The sequence below is a fragment of the Micromonospora sp. CMU55-4 genome, from assembly GCF_011602315.1.
Taxonomy (GTDB): Bacteria; Actinomycetota; Actinomycetes; order Mycobacteriales; family Micromonosporaceae; genus Micromonospora; species Micromonospora chalcea.
Genome location: NZ_JAAOLH010000005.1, coordinates 20208 through 42449 on the forward strand (window position 1 = coordinate 20208; position 22242 = coordinate 42449).

The 22242-nt window shown below is 74.1% G+C and carries 24 protein-coding genes; 1 reads left to right on the forward strand and 23 read right to left on the reverse strand.

All coding sequences use genetic code 11. The annotated features are described in order from the left end of the window. Positions 1–16 precede the first annotated feature (16 nt). Entirely contained in the window at positions 17–370 is a 354-nt protein-coding gene (locus tag HA073_RS10950; protein WP_064448489.1) for an MmcQ/YjbR family DNA-binding protein, read from the forward strand. Between the two features lie 50 nt (positions 371–420). Here HA073_RS10950 and argH read toward each other — a convergent pair whose 3' ends face one another. From argH to ribD, 23 genes are all read right to left on the reverse strand, one after another. Beyond that, complete coding sequence (gene argH, locus HA073_RS10955) at positions 421–1884, reverse strand: argininosuccinate lyase (protein ID WP_030271078.1); 1464 nt, start codon at positions 1882–1884, stop codon at positions 421–423. Between the two features lie 14 nt (positions 1885–1898). After that, positions 1899–3104 carry an argininosuccinate synthase gene (locus tag HA073_RS10960; protein ID WP_166456316.1) on the reverse strand — a complete coding sequence of 402 codons (1206 nt, stop codon included), beginning with the start codon at positions 3102–3104 and terminating at the stop codon, positions 1899–1901. Continuing rightward, positions 3101–3613, reverse strand: coding sequence for an arginine repressor (locus HA073_RS10965; RefSeq protein ID WP_043324920.1), 513 nt, complete (start codon positions 3611–3613; stop codon positions 3101–3103). The genes HA073_RS10960 and HA073_RS10965 overlap by 4 nt, the downstream gene beginning before the upstream one ends. Then, positions 3610–4536 carry an ornithine carbamoyltransferase gene (gene argF, locus HA073_RS10970; protein WP_043324921.1) on the reverse strand — a complete coding sequence of 309 codons (927 nt, stop codon included), beginning with the start codon at positions 4534–4536 and terminating at the stop codon, positions 3610–3612. The genes HA073_RS10965 and argF overlap by 4 nt, the downstream gene beginning before the upstream one ends. After that, on the reverse strand, positions 4533–5777 hold the full coding sequence (locus HA073_RS10975) for an acetylornithine transaminase (RefSeq protein ID WP_104114302.1): 1245 nt from the start codon (positions 5775–5777) through the stop codon (positions 4533–4535). The genes argF and HA073_RS10975 overlap by 4 nt, the downstream gene beginning before the upstream one ends. Continuing rightward, the gene (gene argB, locus HA073_RS10980; RefSeq protein WP_043324923.1) at positions 5774–6661 is read right to left on the reverse strand and encodes an acetylglutamate kinase; all 888 of its coding nucleotides are present in this window, start codon (positions 6659–6661) and stop codon (positions 5774–5776) included. Before argB ends, HA073_RS10975 begins: the two co-directional genes overlap by 4 nt. After that, on the reverse strand, positions 6658–7830 hold the full coding sequence (gene argJ / locus HA073_RS10985; RefSeq protein WP_166456317.1) for a bifunctional glutamate N-acetyltransferase/amino-acid acetyltransferase ArgJ: 1173 nt from the start codon (positions 7828–7830) through the stop codon (positions 6658–6660). Before argJ ends, argB begins: the two co-directional genes overlap by 4 nt. Further along, a complete protein-coding gene (gene argC / locus HA073_RS10990) occupies positions 7827–8828 on the reverse strand; it encodes an N-acetyl-gamma-glutamyl-phosphate reductase (protein ID WP_166456318.1) in 1002 nt (333 codons plus the stop codon). The genes argJ and argC overlap by 4 nt, the downstream gene beginning before the upstream one ends. Positions 8829–8999: 171 nt before the next feature. Beyond that, positions 9000–11546, reverse strand: a complete 2547-nt coding sequence (pheT, locus tag HA073_RS10995; RefSeq protein WP_166456319.1) for a phenylalanine--tRNA ligase subunit beta — start codon at positions 11544–11546, stop codon at positions 9000–9002. A 26-nt stretch (positions 11547–11572) separates the two neighbouring features. Then, the gene (gene pheS, locus HA073_RS11000) at positions 11573–12634 is read right to left on the reverse strand and encodes a phenylalanine--tRNA ligase subunit alpha (protein WP_043324926.1); all 1062 of its coding nucleotides are present in this window, start codon (positions 12632–12634) and stop codon (positions 11573–11575) included. A 168-nt stretch (positions 12635–12802) separates the two neighbouring features. Further along, a complete protein-coding gene (locus HA073_RS11005) occupies positions 12803–13687 on the reverse strand; it encodes an RNA methyltransferase (RefSeq protein ID WP_166456320.1) in 885 nt (294 codons plus the stop codon). A 32-nt stretch (positions 13688–13719) separates the two neighbouring features. Then, positions 13720–14112: a 50S ribosomal protein L20 gene (rplT, locus tag HA073_RS11010; RefSeq protein ID WP_043324928.1), complete on the reverse strand. Its 393-nt coding sequence runs from the start codon at positions 14110–14112 to the stop codon at positions 13720–13722. A gap of 32 nt (positions 14113–14144) precedes the next feature. Continuing rightward, positions 14145–14339, reverse strand: coding sequence for a 50S ribosomal protein L35 (gene rpmI, locus HA073_RS11015; RefSeq protein ID WP_026267805.1), 195 nt, complete (start codon positions 14337–14339; stop codon positions 14145–14147). A gap of 19 nt (positions 14340–14358) precedes the next feature. Beyond that, on the reverse strand, positions 14359–15006 hold the full coding sequence (gene infC, locus HA073_RS11020) for a translation initiation factor IF-3 (protein WP_043324929.1): 648 nt from the start codon (positions 15004–15006) through the stop codon (positions 14359–14361). Positions 15007–15331: 325 nt separating this feature from the next. Next, entirely contained in the window at positions 15332–15805 is a 474-nt protein-coding gene (locus HA073_RS11025; protein ID WP_030502474.1) for a PH domain-containing protein, read from the reverse strand. Then, positions 15802–16764 (reverse strand): DMT family transporter, encoded by a 963-nt coding sequence (locus HA073_RS11030; protein ID WP_069087685.1) that lies wholly within the window; start codon positions 16762–16764, stop codon positions 15802–15804. The genes HA073_RS11025 and HA073_RS11030 overlap by 4 nt, the downstream gene beginning before the upstream one ends. After that, on the reverse strand, positions 16761–17606 hold the full coding sequence (gene hisG, locus HA073_RS11035) for an ATP phosphoribosyltransferase (RefSeq protein WP_043324931.1): 846 nt from the start codon (positions 17604–17606) through the stop codon (positions 16761–16763). The genes HA073_RS11030 and hisG overlap by 4 nt, the downstream gene beginning before the upstream one ends. A gap of 43 nt (positions 17607–17649) precedes the next feature. Beyond that, the gene (locus HA073_RS11040) at positions 17650–17931 is read right to left on the reverse strand and encodes a phosphoribosyl-ATP diphosphatase (RefSeq protein WP_197494977.1); all 282 of its coding nucleotides are present in this window, start codon (positions 17929–17931) and stop codon (positions 17650–17652) included. A gap of 26 nt (positions 17932–17957) precedes the next feature. After that, complete coding sequence (gene ribH, locus HA073_RS11045; protein WP_043324935.1) at positions 17958–18455, reverse strand: 6,7-dimethyl-8-ribityllumazine synthase; 498 nt, start codon at positions 18453–18455, stop codon at positions 17958–17960. A 4-nt stretch (positions 18456–18459) separates the two neighbouring features. Continuing rightward, entirely contained in the window at positions 18460–19725 is a 1266-nt protein-coding gene (locus HA073_RS11050) for a bifunctional 3,4-dihydroxy-2-butanone-4-phosphate synthase/GTP cyclohydrolase II (RefSeq protein ID WP_113973134.1), read from the reverse strand. After that, entirely contained in the window at positions 19722–20417 is a 696-nt protein-coding gene (gene pnuC / locus HA073_RS11055) for a nicotinamide riboside transporter PnuC (RefSeq protein WP_030502479.1), read from the reverse strand. Before pnuC ends, HA073_RS11050 begins: the two co-directional genes overlap by 4 nt. Next, entirely contained in the window at positions 20417–21028 is a 612-nt protein-coding gene (locus tag HA073_RS11060) for a riboflavin synthase (protein WP_064448497.1), read from the reverse strand. The genes pnuC and HA073_RS11060 overlap by 1 nt, the downstream gene beginning before the upstream one ends. 1 nt (position 21029) lies before the next feature. Continuing rightward, positions 21030–22091, reverse strand: coding sequence for a bifunctional diaminohydroxyphosphoribosylaminopyrimidine deaminase/5-amino-6-(5-phosphoribosylamino)uracil reductase RibD (gene ribD, locus HA073_RS11065; protein WP_166456321.1), 1062 nt, complete (start codon positions 22089–22091; stop codon positions 21030–21032). Between the last annotated feature and the right edge of the window lie 151 nt (positions 22092–22242).

Sequence of the window (22242 nt, forward strand, 5' to 3'; positions counted from 1 at the left end):
GGCACGGGAGGACGCGATGACGCGCGAGGAGATGCTCGCCTACTGCCTGGCCAAGCCGGGAGCCTGGCTCGACCGGCCGTGGGAGGGCGACGAGGTGGTGAAGGTGGGCAGCCGGATCTTCGCGTTCCTCGGCTCGCCCGAGGGTGAGGCGCGGGTCGGGGTGAAGTGCGGGGCGTCCCGGGAGGTGGCCGACGAGTGGCTGCACCGGTTCCCGGCCGACGCGCGCCCCTCCCCCTACATCGGCCGGTCGGGCTGGAACACGCTGCGGCTCTCCGGCGGCATCCCCGACGACGAGCTGGTCGAGGCGGTCGACGGGTCGTACGACGCGGTGGTGGCGAAGCTGCCGAAACGCGAGCGCCCCACCGGTTGACCGGTGTGATCCGGGGGCAGGCGGGTGCCTGCCCCCGGATCAGCCGCAGGTCAGCGGGGGACGACCCGCTCGGCGGCCCACTCCCGCCAGCCGGTCAGCTTGTCCGCCGCGGCGGCGAGCTGGTCGGCGACCGGGCCGGGCCCGGTGGAGCCGGGCGTGATGCGGGCGGCCAGCGCCGAACGCACCGACAGCACGTCGCGCACCGAAGGGTCCAGGTGCTCGCTGACGGCGGCCAGGTCGGCGTCGGACACCTCGTCCAGCGCGCAGTCCCGGGCCGCGCAGAGCGCCACCAGCTTGCCGGTGATCTCGTGCGCGTCGCGGAACGGCACGTTGCGCCGGACCAGCCAGTCGGCGACCTCGGTGGCGAGCGAGAAACCCGACGGGGCGCTCGCCACCAGCCGGTCCACCCGGACCGTCATCGTGGAGATCATCCCGGCCAGCGCGGGCAGCAGCAGCTCCAGCGTGTCGACCGCGTCGAACGCCGGCTCCTTGTCCTCCTGCATGTCCCGGTCGTACGTCATGGGCAGGCCCTTGAGCATGGTGAGCACGCTCATCAGGCCGCCGACCAGGCGGCCGGACTTGCCCCGGGCCAGCTCGGCGATGTCCGCGTTCTTCTTCTGCGGCATGATCGACGAGCCGGTGGCGAACGCGTCGTCCAGCTCGACCCAGCCGAACTCCTGCGACGTCCAGAGCACCACCTCCTCGCCGAGGCGGGACAGGTGCACGCCGATCATCGCGGTGACGAACAGGAACTCGGCGACGAAGTCGCGGTCCGCGACCGCGTCCATCGAGTTGGCGAACGAGGTGCGGAAGCCCAGCTCCTTGGCGACCGCCACCGGGTCCAGCGGCAGCCCCGACCCGGCCAGCGCGCCCGCGCCGAGCGGGCTGATCGCGGTCCGCTCGTCCCAGTCCCGCATCCGCTCCAGGTCGCGCAGCAGCGGCTGCACGTGGGCCAGCAGCCAGTGCCCGAACGTCACCGGCTGGGCGTGCTGCAGGTGCGTCATGCCCGGCGCGGCGGTGTCCACGTGCCGCTCCGCCTGCTCGACGAGGGCCTCGGCCAGCTCGACCAGCCGGGCCGCCACCCCGCGGGCGTGGTCACGCAGGTAGAGCCGCAGGTCGGTGGCGACCTGGTCGTTGCGGGACCGGCCGGCGCGCAGCTTGCCGCCGAGGCTGCCCAGCCGCTCCAGCAGGCCACGCTCCAGCGCGGTGTGCACGTCCTCGTCGTCGACGGTCGGGCGGAACGCGCCGGAGGCGCACGCCGCCTCCAGGTCGTCCAGCGCGGCAAGCATCCGGCCCAGTTCGTCCGGGTCGAGCAGGCCGGCGCCGGCCAGGACCCGGGCGTGCGCGCGGGAACCGGCGATGTCGTACGGGGCGAGGCGCCAGTCGAACTGGACACTCACCGACAGCCGCGCGAGCGCCTCGGCGGGGCCGCCGGCGAACCGGCCGCCCCAGAGGCTCGTCCGGTTGGCGGGGGCGCTGTTCTCGGTCAGGCTCTTGTCGTCCACCCCACCCATTGTGGTGCCCCCCATCAGACTCCTCCCATCCGGGCGTCCCGCGCCGCCGCCATCCGGCTGGGCAGGCCCCACAACTGCACGAAACCCTTCGCCAGCGACTGGTCGAACGTGTCACCGGTGTCGTACGTGGCGAGGCCGAAGTCGTACAGGCTCGCCTCGGAACGCCGGCCGGTCACCACGGCCCGGCCGCCGTGCAGCCGCAGCCGCACCTCGCCGCAGACGTGCCGCTGCGCGTCGTCGATGAACGCGTCCAGCGACCGCTTCAGCGGCGAGAACCAGAGCCCGTCGTAGACCAGCTCACCCCAGCGCTGGTCGACGCCGCGCTTGAACCGGGCCAGGTCCCGCTCGACGGTGACCGCCTCCAGCTCCTGGTGGGCGGTGATCAGGGCGAGGGCGCCGGGTGCCTCGTACACCTCGCGGCTCTTGATGCCGACCAGCCGGTCCTCGACCATGTCGAGCCGGCCCACGCCGTGCGCCCCGGCCCGCCGGTTCAGCTCCCGGATCGCCTCGTACGGGGTGACCGTCTCGCCGTCGATCGCGACCGGGACGCCGGCGTCGAACGTGAGCACCACGTCGTCCGGGTCGCGTTCCGACGCCGGGTCCTCGGTGTACGCGTAGAGGTCCTCGACCGGGGCGTGCCAGATGTCCTCCAGGAAGCCGGTCTCCACCGCGCGGCCCCACAGGTTCTGGTCGATCGAGTACGGCGACTTCGCCGACACGTCGATCGGCAGCCCCTTCTCCTCGGCGAACGCGATCGCCTTGTCCCGGGTCCAGGCGAAGTCCCGGGCCGGCGCGATCACCTTCAGGTCGGGCGCGAGCGCGCCCAGGCCGACCTCGAAGCGGACCTGGTCGTTGCCCTTGCCGGTGCAGCCGTGCGACACGATCGTGCCGCCGTGGGCGCGCGCCGCGGCGACCAGGTGCTTGACGATCAGCGGCCGGGACAGCGCGGACACCAGCGGGTACCGGTCCATGTAGAGGGCGTTGGCCCGGATCGCCGGCAGGCAGTAGTCGGCGGCGAACTCGTCGCGCGCGTCCACCACCTCGGCCTCGACCGCGCCGCAGTCGAGCGCGCGCTGCCGGATCACGGCCATGTCCTCGCCGCCCTGGCCGACGTCGACCGCCACCGCGATGATCTCCGCGCCGGTCTGCTCGGCCAGGTACGGAATGGCGACCGAGGTGTCCAGGCCCCCGGAGTACGCCAGCACGACCCGCTCGGTCACGTCGTGCTCCCTTCGACTGTGTCGTCCCGGCGGGCCCAGGCGGCGAGCCGCTCACCCAGCGCCGCCCCGCCGTCGGCCTCCCGGGCCACGACGAGGATGGTGTCGTCGCCGGCGATGGTGCCGACGATCTCGGTCAGGCCGGCCCGGTCCAGCGCGCTGGCGAGGTACTGGGCCGCGCCCGGCGGGGTGCGCAGCACCGCGATGTTGCCGCTGGAGTCGACGCCGTTGAGCAGCTCACGCAGCAGCCGGACCAGCCGGGCCGGCGCGCCCTCGGCGTCGCGCAGCGGCCGGTGCCCGTCCTCCGGGATCAGGTAGACGCCCCGCCCGTCACCGCCGCGCGCGGTCACCGCCCCCAGTTCCTTCAGGTCCCGCGACAGCGTGGCCTGGGTGACCTGGATGCCGTCCCCGGCGAGCAGGTCGGCCAGCTCGGTCTGCGAGTGGATCGGGGTGTCGCGGATCAGCTCGACGATGCGGGCGTGCCGCGCGGCGCGGGTCAGCGGAGCGGTCATGCGGATTCCTCCAGGAGAAACGTCAGCAGCGCCTTCTGGGCGTGCAGCCGATTCTCCGCCTGGTCGAACACCGCGCTGTGCGGGCCGTCGAGCGCCTCGTCGGTGATCTCCTCGCCCCGGTGGGCGGGCAGGCAGTGCAGCACGATCACGTCGGCGTCGGCGTGGCCGAGCAGCGCGGCGTTGACCTGGTACGGCAGGAACGGCGTGATCCGGTCCAGCCCGTCGGCCTCCTGTCCCATCGACGTCCAGGTGTCGGTGGCGACGACGTGCGCGCCGCGTACCGCCTCGGCCGGGTCGGTGAGCACCTGGACCGAGCCGCCGGTGGTGGCGGCGATCTTCTCCGCGCGGGCCACGATCTCCGGGTCCGGCTGGAACCCGGCCGGGCCGGCGATCCGCACGTGCATCCCGGCGGTCGCGCCGGCCAGCAGGTACGAGTGGGCCATGTTGTTCGCCGCGTCGCCCACGTACGCGAGGATCCGCCCGGCGGTGCCGCCGAAGCGCTCCCGCACGGTGAGCAGGTCGGCCAGCATCTGGCAGGGGTGGTACGTGTCGGTGAGCGCGTTGACCACCGGCACCGTGGCGTGCTCGGCGACCTCGGCGATCCGGTCGTCGCCGTGGGTGCGCAGCACGATCGCGGCGACGTAGCGGGACAGCACCCGGCCGGCGTCGGCGAGCGTCTCGCCGCGGCCGAAGTGGGTGACCTGGGTGTCCACCACCAGCGGATGCCCGCCCAGCTCGGCGATGCCCACGTCGAACGAGATCCGGGTCCGCAGGCTCTGCTTGTCGAACAGCACCGCCACCGACTTCGGTCCGGCCAGCGGCTGGTGGCCGTACCGGTCGGTCTTCATCCGGGCGGCGAGGTCGAGCACGGCGGCCTGCTCGGCGGGCGTGAGGTCGTCGTCGCGCAGGAAGTGGCGGATCATGCGGGAGCCTCCGTCGGGGTCGTGGCGTCGGACGCGGCGTCGTCGGCGGTCGCTGCGGCGTCGGTGGAAGGGTGCGGCGCGGCGGCGGACAGCGCGGCGGGCAGCGCGGCGACGAAGGCGTCGGCCTGCGCCACGGTGAGGATCAGCGGCGGGGCGAGCCGGATCACGTCCGGCTGCACCGGGTTCACCAGGAAACCCGCGTCGCGCAGCGCTGCCGCCGCGGCGGCGGAGACCGGCTGGTCGAGCACGATGCCGAGCAGCAGGCCGGCGCCGCGCACCTCACGGACCAGCGGGTGACCGAGCGCCTCGACGCCGCGCCGCAGCCGCTCGCCGACGCGCTTGACGTGGTCGAGCAGGCCCTCGTGCGCGATCGTGGAGACGACCGCGAGCGCGGCGGCGCAGCTGATCGGGTTGCCGCCGAACGTGGTGCCGTGCGAGCCGGGGGTGAGCAGGTCGGCGGCCCGGCCGAAGGCCAGGCAGGCGCCCAGCGGCAGGCCGCCGCCGAGGCCCTTGGCGAGCGTGATGACATCCGGCTCGACTCCCTCGGCCTGGTGGGCGAACCAGTGGCCGGTCCGGCCGATGCCGGTCTGCACCTCGTCCAGCACCAGCAGCGCGCCGTGCGCGGCGGTGATCCGCCGGGCCGCGGCGAGGTAGCCGGGCGGCGGGACGACCACGCCGTTCTCGCCCTGGATCGGCTCGATGATCAGCATGGCGGTGTCGTCGGTGACCGCCTCGGCCAGCGCGTCGGCGTCGCCGAACGGCACGTGCGTCACGTCGCCTGGTAGCGGGCGGAACGGGTCGGCCTTGGCGGGCTGCCCGGTCAGCGCCAGCGCGCCCATGGTCCGGCCGTGGAAGCCGCCGTGGGTGGCGACCACGTGCCGGCGGCCGGTGAGCCGGGACAGTTTGAACGCCGCCTCGTTGGCCTCCGCGCCGGAGTTGGCGAAGAACACCCGGCCGGGGCGGCCGGCCAGCGCCAGCAGCAGCTCGGCCAGCGCCACCGGCGGCTCGGCGACGAACAGGTTCGACACGTGCCCGAGCGTCGCGACCTGCTTGCTGACGGCGGCCACCACCGCCGGGTGGGCGTGGCCGAGCGCGTTGACGGCGATGCCGCCGAGCAGGTCGACGTACTCCCGGCCGGTCTCGTCGGTCACGACGGCGCCGGAGCCGGAGACGAGCGCCAGCGGCGGCGTGCCGTAGTTGTCCATCATGGTGGCGTTCCACCGCTGCACCAGCGTGCTCATGAGTCGATCACCATGGTTCCGAAGCCCTCCGACGTGAACACTTCCAGCAGCGTGGAGTGGGCGACCCGGCCGTCGACGACGTGCGCGGCGGGCACTCCCCCGCGCACCGCCCGCAGGCAGGCCTCCATCTTCGGGACCATGCCCGACTCCAGGGACGGCAGCAGCTTCGCCAGGTCGTCCGCGGTGATCTCGCTGACCAGGCTGGACGTGTCCGGCCAGTCGGCGTACAGGCCCGGGACGTCGGTCAGCACGACCAGCTTGCGGGCGTCCAGCGCCACCGCGAGCGCGGCGGCGGCGGTGTCCGCGTTGAGGTTGTGCAGCACCCCGTCAGCGTCCGGCGCGACTGTCGAGATGACCGGGATCCGGCCGGCGGCGATCAGGTCGGTGACCGCCGAGACGTTCACCGACTCCACGTCGCCCACCTGGCCCACGTCGACCGCTTCGCCGTCCACGTACGCGGGACGGCGCACGGCGGTGAACAGCCCGGCGTCCTCGCCGGAGAGGCCGACCGCGTACGGGCCGTGCGCGTTGATCAGCCCGACCAGTTCCCGGCCGACCTGGCCGACCAGGACCATCCGGACCACGTCCATCGCCTCCGGCGTGGTGACCCGCAGGCCGCCCCGGAACTCGCTGGCGATGCCGAGCCGGCCGAGCATGGCGGAGATCTGCGGGCCGCCGCCGTGCACCACCACCGGCTTCAGGCCGGCGTAGCGCAGGAACACCATGTCCGCGGCGAACGCCCGCTGCAGTTCCGGGTCGACCATGGCGTTGCCGCCGTACTTGACCACGACGGTGGCGCCGGAGAAGCGGGCCAGCCAGGGCAGCGCCTCGATCAGCGTGGCGGCCTTTGCCTGGGCCCGGGTGAGGTCAGCACTCAGATTCATGTGGAATAGGCCGAGTTCTCGTGTACGTACGCGTGGGACAGGTCGTTGGTCCAGATGGTGGCGGTGTCGACGCCGGCGTGCAGGTCGATCCGGACGGTGACGCCGCGGCCGGTGAGGTCCACCTTGGCGCGGTCCTCGGCGGCGGCGCCGCCCCGGCACACCCAGATGCCGTTGACCGCGACGTCGACGCCGTCCGGCTCGAACACGGCGGTGGTGGTGCCGACCGCGGCGAGGATGCGGCCCCAGTTCGGGTCGTTGCCGAACAGCGCGGTCTTGACCAGGTTGTTGCGGGCCACCGTACGGCCCACCTCGACCGCGTCGTCCTCGCTGGCCGCGCCGACCACCTCGATCGCGACCTCCTTCGTCGCGCCCTCCGCGTCGGCCAGGAGCTGCTGGGCCAGGTCGTGGCAGGCGGCGGTGACCGCGGCGGTCAGCTCCTCGGCGGTCGGCTCGATCCCGGACGCGCCGCTTGCCAGCAGCAGCACCGTGTCGTTCGTGGACATGCAGCCGTCGGAGTCGATCCGGTCGAACGTGATCCGGGTGGTGGCGCGCAGCGCGGCGTCCAGGGCGTCCGGCCCGGCCACCGCGTCGGTGGTGAGCACGCAGAGCATGGTGGCCATGGCCGGGGCGAGCATGCCCGCGCCCTTGGCCATGCCGCCGACGGTCCAGCCCGTACCCTGCGCCACTGTCGTCTTGGGCCGGGTGTCGGTGGTCATGATGGCCTCGGCGGCCGCCGGGCCGCCGTCGCGGGACAGGCCGCGCACCGCGTCGCGTACGCCGGGAAGCAGCTTGTCCATCGGCAGCCGCTCGCCGATCAGGCCGGTCGAGCAGACCGCGACCTCGCCCGCGCCGACGATGAGCCGCGCGTTCGCCGCGGTGATCGCGGCGGCGGTGTGCTCGGCGGTGGCGTGCGTGTCCTGGAAGCCGGCCGGGCCGGTGCAGGCGTTCGCGCCGCCGGAGTTGAGCACCACGGCGCGCACGACGCCGCCGTGCACGACCTGCTGGCTCCACAGCACCGGCGCGGCCTTGACCCGGTTGGCGGTGAAGACACCGGCCACACCGGCGTCCGGGCCGTCGTTGATCACAAGGGCGACGTCGGGCGCGCCGGAGGACTTCAGCCCGGCCGCGACACCTGCGGCGCGGAACCCACGGGGGACGGTGACGCTCACGGGGCCACTCCAAACACGGACAGACCGGTGGTCTCGGGGAGACCCACCATCAGGTTGGCGTTCTGCACGGCCTGGCCGGCCGCGCCCTTGCCCAGGTTGTCGATCGCGCTGACCACGATCACCCGCCCCGAGTCGACGTCCACGGTCGCCTGGAGGTGGCAGGCGTTCGAGCCGGCGGTGGCGGCGGTGTGCGGCCACGCGCCCTCGGGCAGCACGTGCACGAACGGCGCGTCGGCGTAGGCGGCGGCCAGCACCGCGCGCGGGTCGGCGTCGCCGGTGGGCACGGCGGTGACGGTGGCCAGGATGCCCCGGGGCATCGGCGCGAGCACCGGGGTGAAGGACAGGCCGGTCGCGCCGGTGGCCTGCTTGATCTCCGGCACGTGCTGGTGCGCGCCCACCTTGTAGGGCGACAGGTCGCCCATCACCTCGCTGCCGAGCAGGTGGGTCTTGGCGGCCCGGCCCGCGCCGGAGGTGCCGGAGGCGGCGACCACCACCACGTCGTCGGGGCGTACCGCGCCGGCCGCGATCAGCGGCGCCAGCGCCAGCGTGGTCGCCACCGCGTAGCAGCCGGTGCTGGCGACCCGCGACGCGGCGGCGATCTCGGCCCGCTGGCCGGGCAGCTCGGGCAGCCCGTAGGTCCAGGCGCCGGCGTGCTCCCCGCCGTAGTAGCGGGACCAGGCGCCGGCGTCGCGCAGCCGGTGGTCCGCGCCCAGGTCGACCACCTTGACCGTGTCGGGCAGCGCCGCGGCGAGCGCCGCGGACTGCCCGTGCGGCAGGGCCAGGAACACCAGGTCCGCGTCGGCCAGGGTCGCCGGTTCGGTCGCGGCGAAGACCAGGTCCAGGCCGGCGAGCTGCGGGTGTACGGCGGTGACCGGCTGACCGGCCTGGGTGTGCGCGGTGGCGGCGATCAGCTCGAACTCGGGGTGACCGGCGAGCAGGCGCAGCAGTTCGCCCCCGGCGTATCCACTCGCCCCGGCCACCACTGTTCGAATGCCCATACCCACCTCCGCATGACTATGCAGAGAAGGGTACCGGTCGGGGCGACCTCATCGCAAGGTCATACGGCGCGCTGCATAGCCATGAGACGACGTTCACGGGCGGCTCGCGTGCGCGCGGTGTTAAAAGGGGCCCCCTCCTCTACCGGAGGCGTTAAGAGGGGGCCCCTCCTTTCAGGCGCCGCGCAGGGTGGCGCCGAAGCGCTCGGCGGCGACAGCGACCGCCGCGTCGCGCGCCGCCACCGCCTCCTCGCCCGCCAGGGTCCGGTCCGGGGCGCGGAACGTCAGCTTGTACGCCAGCGACTTGCGCCCCTCGCCGAGCTGCTCGGAGGTGTAGACGTCGAACAGGCGGACGTCCTCCAGCAGCGCGCCCGCGCCCTCGACCAGCGCCGCCCGCACCTCGGCGGCCGGCACCGCGTCGTCCACCACGAGCGCCACGTCGATCAGCGCCGGCGGGAACGTGGAGATGGTCGGGCCGGCCACCAGGGGGGCGGCGGGCAGCGCGTCCAGGTCCAGCTCCATGGCGCTGGTACGCCGGGGCAGCTCCAGCGCGGCCAGCACGGCCGGGTGCAGCTCACCGGCGTGGCCGACGACCACGTCGTCCACCACCAGTTCGGCGCAGCGGCCCGGGTGCCAGGGCGCGCGCTCCCCGGCCCGTACCGTCACCCGGTCGGCGGGGATCCCGGCGGCGTCGAGCACGGCCCGGCCCGCCTCGATCGCGTCGGCCCAGCCGGCCGCGCGGCCCGCGCCCCACCAGCCGGCCGGCTCGATCTCACCGGTCAGCGCCACCGCGACGTGCCGCGGCTGGGCAGGCACCACCGCGTCGGCGGCGGCGAACTCCTCGTCGGTGGGCCGCCGGTCCACGCCCATCGCGGGCGGGGCGCCGGCGCCGGGGCGCGGGTGGAAGACGGTGCCGATCTCGTAGATCGCCACGTCCCGCTGGCCCCGTCCGACGTTGCGCCTGACGATGCCGAGCAGCGGGCCGAGCAGCGTGGTGCGCAGCAGCGGCTCCTCCTCCGACAGCGGGTTCGCCAGGCGTACCGCGGGGCGGCGCGGGTCGTCGGCGGGCAGGCCGAGCTGGTCGACCAGTTCCGGCGCGACGAACGGCTGCGCCAGCACCTCGACGTAGCCGCGCTCGGCGAGCGAGCGGGCGACGGCCCGGCGGCGCTGCTGCTGCCAGGTCAGGCCCCGGCCGGGCGGCGCGGTGGGCAGCACCGATGGCACCCGGTCGTAGCCGTCGAGGCGTACCACCTCCTCCACCAGGTCGGCCGGGTCGGTCAGGTCGGGACGCCAGCTCGGCGGCGTCACGGTCAGCACCTCACCCGCGCCGGAGCCGACCCCGGCCGTGCCCGGGTCCTCGGCGAGCCGGTCCGCGCCGCGCGTGACTGTGCAACCGACCTGCTCCAGCAGCTCCACCACGCGGTCCGGCGAGTAGGACACGCCGACCCGCCGCGACGGCAGGTCCACCGGCAGCGTCACCGGCGTACGCGGCGCGACGTGGTCGATGTCGAGCACCTCGTCGCCGGCCGTGCCGCCGGCGAGGTCGGTGAGCAGCCGGACCGCCTTGTCCAGCGCGACCAGCGGCAGCGCCGGGTCGACGCCCCGCTCCCACCGCTTCGCCGCCTCGCTGAACAGCTTGTGCCGCCGCGCGGTACGGCCGACGGTCGCCGGGTCCCAGTGCGCCGCCTCGAACAGCACGTTCGTGGTGGAGGCGAGCACCTCGCTGGTCTCGCCACCCATCACCGCGGCCAGGGAGATCGGACCGGTGTCGTCGCAGATCACCAGGTCCTCGGCGGACAGCGTGCGGCTCACCCCGTCCAGCGTGGTCAGCTTCTCCCCCGGCTCGGCGCGGCGCACCACGAGCGGCCCGGCGATCCGGTCCGCGTCGAAGGCGTGCATCGGCTGGCCGAGTTCGAGCATCAGGTAGTTGGTGATGTCGACGGCGAGCGAGATGCTGCGTACGCCGGCCACGGTGAGCCGCTGCCGCATCCAGCCCGGCGTCTCCACGGTCGGGTCGACGCCGCGCACCATCCGCGCCGCGAACCGGTCGCAGCCGACCGGGTCACGGACCTCCACCGGGTACGCGGGCTCGGCGGTCGCGCCGGGCGCGGGCGCGTCGGCCGGGTCGCGGAACGGCACGCCGAGCGCGTGCGACAGCTCCCGGGCGATGCCGCGCACGCTCAGCGCGTACCCGCGGTCCGGGGTGATCTCCATCTCGACCACGACGTCGTCCAGGCCGACGACGGGCCGGGCGTCGTCGCCGGGCTGGGCCTTGACGTCCTCGGGCAGCACGACGATGCCCGAGTGGTCGTCGCCCAGCCCCAGCTCCTGGGCCGAGCAGATCATGCCGTGGGAGTTGCGCCCGTACGTCTTGCGCGCGCCGATCGCGAACCCGCCGGGCAGCACGCCGCCGGGGAGGATCACCACGACCTTGTCGCCCTGGGCGAAGTTGCGCGCCCCGCAGACGATCTCCTGCGGCTCGCCGGTGCCGTTCGCGGCGCCGACGTCGACCCGGCAGAAGCGGATCGGCTTCTTGAAGCCGGTCAGCTCCTCGATCTCCAGGACCTCGCCGACGACCAGCGGGCCGGTGACGGACTCGCGCAGGTCCACCACGGACTCGACCTCGATGCCGAGGTCGACCAGCGCCTGCTCCAGGTCGCCGGTGGGCAGGTCGGCCGGCAGGTCGACGTACTCGCGCAGCCAACTGACAGAAACTCGCATGACTGTTAAACCACCGTTCCCGTAGCTCAGGCGCCGAACGCGCGGGTGAACCGCACGTCGCCCTCGGCCATGTCCCGCATGTCGCTGACGCCGTGCCGGACCATCACGGTCCGGTCGATGCCCATGCCGAACGCGAATCCGGAGTAGACCTCCGGGTCGATGCCGCAGGCGCGCAGCACCCGCGGGTTGACCATGCCGCAGCCGCCCCACTCGACCCACTGCGGACCGTCCCGGTGCTCCGGGAACCAGACGTCGAACTCCGCCGACGGCTCGGTGAACGGGAAGTAGTGCGGCCGCCAGCGGGTCTTCGCGCCCTCGCCGAACATGGCCCGGGCGAAGTGGTCGAGCGTGCCGCGCAGGTGCGCCATGGTGATGCCTTTGTCCACCACGAGGCCCTCGACCTGGTGGAAGACCGGCGCGTGGGTGGCGTCCAGCTCGTCGGTGCGGTAGACCCGGCCGGGCACCACCACGTAGATGGGCGGCTTGCGGCTGAGCATGGTGCGCGCCTGCACCGGCGACGTGTGGGTGCGCAGCACCAGGCCCGAGCCCTCGGGTGCGATGTGGAACGTGTCCATCAGGCCGCGCGCCGGGTGGTCGGCCGGGATGTTCAGCGCGTCGAAGTTGGTCCACTCCAGCTCGACCTCGGGGCCCTCGGCCACCTCGTAGCCCATGCCGATGAACAGGTCACTGATCTGCTCCATCAGCACGCTCAGCGGGTGGCGGGCGCCACGCGGCCGGCGGTCGTACGGCAGGGTCACGTCGACCCGCTCCTCGACCAGCACCCGCTCGGCCTGCTCGCGCTCCAGGATCTCCTGCCGGGCGGCGTACGCGCTCTCGATGGCGCGGCGGGCCTCGTTGACCCGCTTGCCGGCGTCGGCCTTCGCGGCCGGCGGCAGCGCGCCGATCTCCCGGCGCGCGAGCGACACCGGGGACCGGTCGCCGAGGTGCGCGGGGCGCAGCGCGGTGAGCGCGTCCGGGTCGGTGGCGTCGGCGAACGCCTTCTCGGCATCGGCCACTGCTCCGGCCAGGGCGTCCGGGTCGAGCAGGGCGACCTGCTTCGGGTCGTACGGATCGTTGCGGTAGCTCATGGTGAACGGGCACTCCCTCACGGCGGCGCCGACCCTCACGGGTGGCTAGGCGAGTCTACGGACGCGCGGCTTCGCCGCAGCCCGCCGGTGGGGAGTCGTGCAGGGGGAAGGGTCAGGCCCGCCGCCCGCCGACACCGGCGGGCTGGCTAAACGAACGCCGTGGCGCGTTCATGACGAGGCGGACTCCCCTGCTGTCTCTCGCGCGCCCCGGGGGACACGCAGTGCTCTGGCGGAAGAATACAGGCAGACGGCGGCAGCCGCAGCCAGGTTCAGGCTCTCCGCGCGCCCGTGCAGCGGCACCCGGACCCGGGCGTCGGCGGCGGCGGTCAGCTCCTCGGGCAGGCCGTGCGCCTCCGATCCGAACAGCCACGCTGTCGGCGCGGCCAGCCTTCCCGCGTCGGCGAGGTCGTCCAGGTCGCTGTCGCCGTACCCGGTGGTGGCGAAGATCTTCAGGCCCGCGGCCCGCAGCGCCTCGACGGCGGCGAGCGGGTCGGCGGCGCGCACCACGTCGACGTGGAAGAGGCTGCCGGCGGAGGCCCGCACGCACTTGCCGTTGTAGGGGTCGACCGCCTCGCCCGCGAACACCACGGCGCCCGCGCCCGCCGCGTCGGCGGTGCGCAGCACGGTGCCGGCGTTGCCCGGGTCGCGGATCCCGGCGAGCACCGCGACCAGTCGCGGTCCGCGCGCCACGGCCTGCGCCAGGGGTACGTCGAGGTGCCGGCACACCGCCACCAGTCCCTGCGGCGCGACCGTCTCGGCCAGCGCGGCCAGCGCGTCGTCGGTCACCTCGGAGACCGGCACGTCGGCCCGGGCGGCCGCGGCGGCGAGGTCGGCGTACCTGTCGAGCGCCGCCGGGGTGCCGAACAGCTCGACCACGGTGCCGGCGCGGGCCAGCGCCTCCCGGACCGCCTGCGGCCCCTCGGCCAGGAACCGGCCGGCCTGGTCGCGGTCGCGCCGGCGATGCAGCCGGCGGGCCGCCACGACCCTGGGGGTACGCGGGGTGAACGGTCCGGGAACGGCGTCGAGACGCCTCCCCTGCGGATGTGACTGCATGGGAGACGCCTCGATCTGCCGTACGGGGTGGGTCAGGCGGCCTGAGCCGCGGCGCCACCGGTGCCCTCGGCCGCCACGGCGGCGCGGGCCAGCTCGACGATCGCCGCGAACGAGGCGGCGTCGTTGACGGCCATGTCGGCCAGGATCTTCCGGTCGACCTCGATGCCGGCCAGGCGCAGGCCCTGGATCAGCCGGTTGTAGGTCAGGCCGTTGGCCCGGGCGCCGGCGTTGATCCGCTGGATCCAGAGCTGCCGGAAGTCGCCCTTGCGGTCGCGACGGTCCCGGTAGGAGTACTGCATCGAGTGCAGCACCTGCTCCTTGGCCTTGCGGTACAGCCGGGAGCGCTGACCGCGGTAACCGCTCGCGGTCTCCAGCAGGGTACGACGCTTCTTCTGGGCGTTCACAGCCCGCTTGACGCGTGCCATCTCAACTCCTTCTTCGGTTCAGGTGGCTCGCGTCAGCGGCCGAGCAGCTTCTTGATGCGCTTGACGTCGGCCTTGGCCAGCTCGACGGTGCCGGTCAGCCGACGGGTCTGGGTGCTGGGCTTCTTCTCCAGGTTGTGGCGAAGGCCGGCCTGCTGGGCAACGATCTTGCCCTTGCCGGTCACCTTGACCCGCTTGCCCATACCCGTGTGGCTCTTCATCTTCGGCATTGGAACGTCTTCTCCCCTGTTACTGGCCGCTGGTCTCAGCGGTCGTACCGGTCTCGCCGGCTGCTGCGGTGTCGCCGGCCGCCGGGGTCTCGCCGGCCGGAGCGGCCGGTTCCTCCGCGGCCCGGTCGCGCGGTCCACCGCGGGACGCCGTGGCGGCGACCGCGGAGGCCTTGACGGCCCGGTGCGGAGCGAGAACCATGATCATGTTGCGGCCGTCCTGCTTCGGAGCGGCCTCGACGTATCCCAGGTCCGTGATCTCGGACTCGAGCCGGCGCAGGAGCCGGTAACCCAGCTCCGGGCGGCTCTGCTCCCGACCGCGGAACATGATCGTCACCTTGACCTTGTCGCCGGCCTTGAGGAACCGCACCACGTGACCCTTCTTGGTCTCGTAGTCGTGCGGGTCGATCTTCGGCCGGAGCTTCATCTCCTTGATGACGGTCTGCTGCTGGTTACGCCGCGCTTCGCGCGCCTTGAGTGCGCTCTCGTACTTGAACTTGCCGAAGTCCATGAGCTTGCACACCGGCGGGCGCGCCATCGGCGCAACCTCGACCAGGTCCAGGTCGACGTCCGCGGCCAGCTGCAGGGCGCGCTCAAGCGGGACGATGCCCACCTGCTCACCCTCAGGGCCGACCAGTCGGACCTCACGTGCCCGGATCTGCTCGTTCACGCGTGGTTCGACGCTGATGGGGCCTCCTCGAGTCGAGTCTCCTACGGTGCCGACTCCGCGGGCTCCCGGGCGGGAGCCGACCCGGAAAGCAGAAGGCCCCGGCGTATGCCAGGGCCCACTCGACCGGTCGGCACGATCACAGGATCGCGCATCCGGCGCCGGGACGTGCCCGAAACCGGGGACCGGACCCGGCCACCGTGGCGGCGACTCGGGTGGGAGCGGGCGCTCCGCTTCACGACCGCCCGCGCGTCAGGGACGGGGGCAGTCTGGTCGACTCCGCAACACTACACCCTCGGCCCAGGCCCACCCAAACCGGGCTCGCTGGTCAGCGGGGTGCCGACTGGCCCGCGGACAGCGCCGCCAGATGCGCCTGGTGCAGCCGGCGCAACGCGCGGACCGCCTCGACCGCGCTCTCCTTGTCGGCGGCCTGCAACGCGACCATCGGCAGCAGGTCGTCGTCGTGCAGCTCCAGGCTGGCCCACGGGGCGCCCCTGTCGAACCGGACCCCGCGGATCACCTCCCACGGCAGCTCGTACGAGCTGAACACGTTGCGCACCCGGACGCCCTTGGCGTCGGCGACCACGCGCGGGCGGGTGAACAGCAGGAAGCCGAGCGCACCGAACACGCCCAGGCCGATCATGGCGAACTGGTCGCCGCGCTGGAACGTGCCGTAGCCGTTGCCGGTGGCGCCCGTCAGCGACGTCGCGACGAGGCTGAACACGACGAACAGCGTGACGGCCGACACCCAGCACACGACCCGGACGCGGCGGGGTCGCACGGTCACCACGGAATCGCTCACCCGACCAGTCTGCCATCCGGTTCGCGCGCATCTTCGGCCGCCACACGGTCCGGGCCGCGCCGGCGCAGGCTGGTGACCACCACGGCGAGCAGCGTGAGCAGGGCGCCGGCCAGCACCGGCAGCCGCACGCCGGGCCCGCCGGGCAGGACCAGGTCCAGCAGCAGCGCGCCACCGAGCTGCCCGGCCACCAGCGCCAGGCCGGTGCGCAGCACCCCGGCGGCGCGTACGCCGACCAGCAGGGAGAGCACGATGCCGACGCCGAGCAGGCCGCCGACGTAGAGCCACCACTGGCCGGGCCAGCGGGGCTGGCTCGCGAGCGCGCCGGTCAGCGCCGCCACCGCGCCGATCACCACGGTGCTGACCGCGAAGTTGACGGCGAGCCCGGCGGCCGGGCCCACGGTGGCGGCGACCCGGCCGTTGAGCGCGGACTGCGTCGCCACCGCCAGCCCGCCCAGGACGCAGAGCAGCACCAGCCCGACCGCCAGTTCGCCGACCGGGCGGCCGAGCTGGGCGAGGGCGACCGCGCCGACGCCGAGCACCGCCCCGCCGACGCGGGGCACGGTGAGCGGCATCCGCCCGGTCGCGGCCAGCCCGGCCCGGTCCACCGCCAGGCCGCCGAGGCTGCCACCGGCCACCTGGGCGATGGTGAACACCGCCACCCCGAGCACGGGCACCACCACCGGCGCGACCAGCACAATCACCGCGCCGCCCACCCCGCCCAGGTAGGTCCACCAGGGCAGCCCGGAGCGGCGCAACGCGGCCAGCCCGGCGCGCATCGACGGCAGCGCCACGATCCCGGCCAGCACCAGCAGGCAGCCGCCGAGGTTGTTGACGACCGCGCCGAGGACCGGGGCGCCGGTCCGCTCCCCCATCTCGGCGTTGACCACGCCCTGGGCGGCGGAGGCCACGCCACCGGCCACGACCACCGCGAGCGCGGCCGGGAGTGGCAGCGGCCTCACAGGCGGCAGGCGTGGATGTTGGTGACCAGGATCGCGCGGGCGCCCAGCTCGTACAGCTCGTCCATGATCCGGTGCACGTCGTCGCGGAGCACCATCGCCTGCACCGCGACCCAGCCCTCCCGGTGCAGCGGCGAGACCGTCGGCGACTCGATGCCGGGGGTCAGCGAGCTGGCCCGGTCGAGCAGGCCGGCCGGCACGTCGTAGGCGAGCATCACGTAGCGCCGGGCGACCAGGACGCCGTGCAGCCGGCGCAGCAGCTGCTCGTGCTGGGTGCCGCCGGGCGTGCCGGCGCGGCGGACCAGCACCGCCGAGGAACGCAGCAGCGGCTCGCCGAACACCACCAGGCCGGCCTGGCGCAGCGTCGCGCCGGTCTCCACCACGTCGGCGACCACGTCGGCCACGCCGAGGCGGATGGCGTTCTCCACCGCGCCGTCCAGGCGGATCACGTCGGCCTTGACGCCCAGCTCGGCCAGGTGCCGCTCGACCAGACCCGGGTACGCGGTGGCGATCCGGTGCCCGCCCAGATCCCGGACGTCGTCCACGTCCTGCGGGCGGGCGGCGAACCGGAAGGTGGCCTGGGCGAAGGCGAGGTCCACCACCTCCTCGGCCGGAGCGCCGGAGTCGATCAGCAGGTCCCGCCCGGTGATGCCGACGTCCAGGTCACCGGAGCCGACGTAGGTGGCGATGTCCTTGGGGCGCAGGTAGAAGAACTCGATGTCGTTGGGCTCGTCCCGGCAGACCAGGTCCTTCGGGTCGGTGCGCTGGCGGTAGCCCGCCTCGCGCAGCATCTGGGCCGCCTTCTCGGCCAGGGCGCCCTTGTTGGGTACTGCGACACGCAGCATGGGAGTGCTCCTTCGTTCGATCGGATGATCAGCGGACGGGCACTCACAGATGTCGGTAGACGTCCTTCAGTTCCAGACCGGTCGCGAGCATCAGCACCTGCGCCTGGTAGAGCAGCTGGGAGATCTCCTCGGCGGCCCGCTCCGGGCCCTCGTGCTCGGCGGCCATCCACGACTCGGCCGCCTCCTCGACGACCTTCTTGCCGATGAAGTGCACGCCCTTCGCGAGCGCGTCGACCGTGCCCGAGCCCGGGGTGCCGGCGGCGGCCTTGGCCTGCAGCTCGGCGAACAACTCCTCGAACGTCTTCACGGAAGGCGATTCTTCCAGCCGCTGCTGGTGACGGGCCGGGTGGGTCAGGCGAAGCCGACGCGGTGGGCGGACTGGGCGTCCAGGCCGCGAATCGCGAGGGCGGCGTCCAGCGCGGCCACCGTCGCCGACCAGCCCTTGTCCTCGGCCGAGCCGGGCAGCCCGGCCCGGTCCCGGGCCTGCTCGACGGTGTCCACCGTCAGCACCCCGTGCGCCACCGGCTTGCCCTCGTCCAGCGCCACCCGGGTCAGCCCCTCGGTGACCGACTGGCAGACGTAGTCGAAATGCGCCGTCGCGCCGCGTACCACGACGCCGAGCGCGACCACCACGTCGAAGCGGCGGGCCATCGCCTGGGCCACCACCGGCAGCTCCACCGAGCCGGCCACCCGGGCCACCACGGCCCGCGCCCCGCACGCCTGCGCGGCGGCCACCGCCCGCTCGGTCATGTGGTCGGTCAGCTCGCCGTGCCAGCGGGCGGCCACCACGCCGACAGTCATGCCGGCGGCGTCCACCGCGCTCACGCCCGGCTCCCCGAAACCCGCCATCGCCCTACGCTCCGATCTCGTCACCGGCTACCGGGCGGCCCATCGGCGCCTCGGTCACCTCGTCCAGTCCGTCCAGCAGGTGACCCATCCGGTCCCGCTTGGTGCGCAGGTAGCGCACGTTCTCCGGGTTGGACCGCACGGGCAGCCCCTCCCGGCCGGTCACGGTGAGCCCGTACCCCTCCAGCCCGGCCCGCTTGGCCGGGTTGTTCGTCAGCAGCCGCATCGAGCGGACGCCCAGGTCGTAGAGGATCTGCGCGCCGGTGCCGTAGTCGCGGGCATCGGCCGGCAGGCCCAGGTCGAGGTTCGCGTCCACCGTGTCGCGGCCCTGGTCCTGGAGCTGGTACGCCTGCAGCTTGTGCAGCAGGCCGATGCCCCGGCCCTCGTGCCCGCGCACGTAGAGGACCACGCCGCGGCCCTCGGCCGCGACCCGGGCCAGCGCGGCCTGCAACTGCGGCCCGCAGTCGCAGCGCAGCGAGCCGAACACGTCGCCGGTGAGGCACTCGGAGTGCACCCGCACCAGCACGTCCCGCCCGTCGCCGAGGTCGCCCATGACCAGCGCGACGTGCTCGGCCGGGTCGTGCTCGGCGCGGTAGCCGAGCGCCTTGAACACGCCGTACGGGGTGGGCATCCGGGCCTCGGCGGCCAGCTCGACCTGCTTCTCGGTGCGCCGCCGGTAGGCGATCAGGTCCGCGATGGTGACCAGCGTCAGGCCGTGCTCGGCGCAGAACTTCTCCAGGTCCGGCAGGCGCATCATGGTGCCGTCGTCGTTCACCAGCTCGCACAGCACCCCGGCCGGGCGCAGCCCGGCCATCCGGGTCAGGTCCACCGCCGCCTCGGTGTGCCCGGGTCGGCGCAGCACCCCGCCGGCGCGGGCGCGCAGCGGCACCACGTGGCCGGGCCGGGCCAGGTCGGTCGGGTCGGTGGCGGCGTCGGCGAGCAGCCGGATGGTGTGCGACCGGTCGGCGGCCGAGATGCCGGTGCTGACGCCCTCCCGGGCGTCCACCGTCACGGTGTATGCGGTGCCGCGCCGGTCCTGGTTGGTGTGGTGCATCGGCGGCAGGTCGAGCCGGTCGCACTCGTCCTCGGTCAGCGGCACGCAGATGTAGCCGGAGGTGTAGCGGACCATGAACGCGACCAGCTCCGGGGTGGCCAGCTCGGCCGCGAAGATCAGGTCGCCCTCGTTCTCGCGGTCCTCGTCGTCGACCACGACCACGGGGCGCCCGGCGGCGATGTCCGCCACCGCCTGCTCGATCGATCCGAAAGTGGTCATGCCACTGCCTCCGAGTACGTCGCCGGGATCGGGGCGGGCGCGGTCGCGACGGCCCGGGAGGTGCGCCACCAGCTGTACAGGCCGGCCGCGCAGAACGCGCCGTAGACCAGGTACATGGCGGCCGACGGGTAGAAGCCGCCGCGCAGCAGCAGCGGTACGCCGACCGCGTCGACGGCGATCCAGATCAGCCAGAACTCGACCCAGCCGCGGGCCATGCCGTACGTGGCGAGCAGGCTGCCGACCAGGATCCAGGCATCAGGCAGCGGCCCCCACGAGCCGAGCGCGGCGAGCACCGGGTACGCGGCGGCGGTGCCGACGACGGCGGCCACGAGCAGGCCGAGCCGCTCCGGCCAGGTGGCCCAGCGCGGCACCACGGCCGGCTCGTCCCCGCCACCGGCACGCCGGTTGCGCGACCAGCGCCACCAGCCGTACACGCTGACGGCGAAGAAGAAGACCTGCCGGCCGGCCTGGCCGTAGAGGTCGTGCGCCTGCGGGGTGACGAAGACGCCGCCGAGGAACACGGTGAGCAGCAGCGCGTTGCCGATCATGCCGACCGGCCAGGCCCACACCACCCGGCGCAGTCCGAGCAGCGCCGAGGCGAGCCCGAAGCCGTTGCCGACGATCTCCCGGACCAGCACCGGCGAGCCGGCCACGTGCACCTGGGCGTCGAGCAGCCAGCCGAGCGGGCCCATCACCGCACGCTTCCCGCGCCGCGGTCGCCGAGCAGCCGTTCGACGTACTTGGCCAGCACGTCGACCTCCAGGTTGACCGGGTCGCCGACCTGCTTCGTGCCGAGCACGGTGAGCTTGAGCGTGGTGGGGATCAGGCCGACCGAGAACCAGTCGTCGCCCGCCTCGGCGACGGTCAGCGACACGCCGTCGACGGTGATCGAGCCCTTCTCCACCACGTACCGGGCCAGCCCGTCGGGCAGCCGGAACCGGACGGTCTCCCACTGCGCGGCCGGCTCCCGGGCGACGATCTCGCCGACGCCGTCGACGTGGCCCTGCACCAGGTGCCCGCCGAGGCGGCTGTTGAGCGCGGCGGCGCGTTCCAGGTTGACCGGGTCGCCGGGGCGCAGCGCCCCCAGCGCGGTGCGGCGCAGCGTCTCGCCCATCACGTCGGCGGTGAACACACCGCCGTCGACGTCGACAACGGTCAGGCAGACGCCGTTCACCGCGATGGAGTCGCCGTGCCGGGCGTCCGAGGTGACGAGCGGGCCACGGATGGCGACCAGGGCGGAGTCGTCGCCGGTCTCGGTGCTCCGGACGATCTCGCCCAGTTCCTCGACGATGCCGGTGAACATGTCAGGCCTCCCTCTTCCGGGGCAGCGCGGTGATCCGCAGGTCGGGACCGACCCGCGTAACGTCGGTGATCTCCAGATCGATGGCGTCGGCGATGGTGCTCACGCCGGCGTCGAGCAGCGCGGTCGGGCCGGCGCCGAGCAGCTTCGGCGCGACGTACCCGACGATCTTGTCGACCAGGCCGGCGGCGAGGAACGCGCCGGCCAGCGTCGGCCCGCCCTCCAGCAACGCGGCCCGCACGCCGCGGTGGTGCAGCTCCGCGAGCAGCGCCGCCAGGTCGACCCGGCCGTCCGGCCCGGCGCCGACCTCCGCGGCGGTGGCCACCCAGGTGCGGGCGGCGCCGTCGCGGACCCGGGCCTCGGCCGGGGTACGCCCCGAGCTGTCCACCACGACCCGCAGCGGCTGCCGGATGGCCATGGTTCCGTCGCGCAGGTTGCGGGCGGTGAGCCGGGGGTCGTCGGTGAGCACGGTGCCCACCCCGGCGAGCACCGCGTCAACGGTGCCGCGCAGCGCGTGCACGTCGATCCGGGCCGCCTCGGAGGTGATCCACATGCTGGTGCCGTCGGCGGCGGCCGAGCGCCCGTCGAGCGTGGCCGCGTACTTCCAGATCAGGTACGGCCAGCCCCGGCGCATCGAGGTGAGCCAGGCGACGTTGCCGGCCTCGGCCTCCTGGGCGCGTACCCCGAGGGTCACCTGGACCCCGGCGGCGCGCAGCGTGGCCGCGCCGCCGGAGGCGACCGGGTTGGGGTCGGGCACGGCGACCACGACGCGGGCCACCCCGGCGGCGATGAGCGCGTGGCTGCAGGGGCCGGTGCGGCCGGTGTGGTCGCAGGGCTCCAGGGTGACCACAGCGGTGCCGCCGCGGGCGCGGGCGCCGGCCTGGGCCAGCGCGACGATCTCGGCGTGCGGGCCGCCGGCGTAGGCGTGGAAGCCCTCGCCGACGACCTCGCCGTCGGTGTCGAGCAGCACGCAGCCGACGACCGGGTTGGGGCTGGTGGCGCCGAGGCCGCGCGCGGCCAGTTCGATGGCACGACGCATCGCCTCGTCGACGGAGACGCTCGCCATGGCCGTCTGTCCTCCCGCTCGCCGGTCGCGCGCGGGCGGGTTCGGGAGCAGCGGCCACAAAGCCGCGGACACGCGGCGGCGGAGAACCCGGGGACGGCGTCGCCGACCCCGGGGAGCCCACGCGGCGGCTGAGGGTGCTCAGCGGCCGGCA